Source organism: Psychrobacter sp. Sarcosine-02u-2 (genome assembly GCF_002836335.1).
GTDB classification, from domain to species: domain Bacteria; phylum Pseudomonadota; class Gammaproteobacteria; order Pseudomonadales; family Moraxellaceae; genus Psychrobacter; species Psychrobacter faecalis.
In genome coordinates this window covers 1-985 of the sequence record NZ_PJBX01000048.1, presented here as the reverse complement: position 1 = coordinate 985, position 985 = coordinate 1, and the positions used below count along the sequence as shown (strand labels likewise).

General features: G+C 39.7%; 1 protein-coding gene. It reads left to right on the top strand.

Going from position 1 to position 985, the window contains the following annotated elements:
- Positions 1-87 precede the first annotated feature (87 nt).
- Positions 88-985 (top strand): RNA-guided endonuclease TnpB family protein (locus CXF58_RS01170; RefSeq protein WP_102076318.1); only part of this gene is annotated, 898 nt, incomplete at its 3' end.

Here is a 985-nt window from a genome sequence, read left to right as displayed (position 1 = left end):
GTGAGATGAATGCGTTGTTGGTGATAACAACCTCTACCTGTAGTATAATTAATAATAAATATAACACCAACTAACAATAAATATCTCATGCCAAAGCAGATCCTAAAAGCCCATAAAATCAGGCTATATCCGACTGATGAACAGCAAATATTCTTTGCCAAGTCATTCGGCTGCGCTCGTTTTATTTGGAATAAAATGCTTGGCGATAAAATAGATCACTACAAAACTACGAAGACCACCCTAAACAACACCCCTGCTCAGTATAAAAAAGAATTTGAATGGCTAAAAGAAGTCGATAGCTTGGCATTAGCCAATGTTCAGCAAAATCTAAGAGCTGCCTATAGTAAATTTTTCAAGCAAGGCGCAGGGTTCCCTAAGTTCAAGAAAAAAGGCATTAAAGACAGTTACACCACCAACAATCAAAAAGGATCGGTAGCCGTCACCAAGAACACCGTTAAATTGCCAAAAATAGGCCACATTAAGGTTAAAATACATCAATCTGTTAATGGGCTTATCAAGAGCGCCACTATCAGCCGTACCCCATCAGGTAAGTATTACGTCAGCTTACTGATTGAAACTATCGTTAATGAATTACCAAAAACCCACTCTAACATCGGCATTGATTTAGGATTGACGGACTTTATCGTCTTATCAGACGGCAGCAAAGTGGCCAATCCTAAGTTTCTATCGAAGCTGCAAGCCAAGCTTGCGCGTGAGCAAAAGATCTTAGCCAAACGCAGAGCCGCTGCCAAAGCGGATCAACGCAAATTGTCAGAGAGCCGCAACTATCAAAAACAAAGAATTAAAGTTGCCAAGGTCTATGAGCAAATAACCAATAGCCGCAAAGATTTCTTGCATAAACTCTCATTCAATCTCATCAAAAACCACGATGTGATTGCTATTGAGGACTTGAACATCAAAGGCATGGTTAAGAATAGAAAATTAGCTAAAGCCATATCAGACAGCTCATGGTCAGCATTCACCA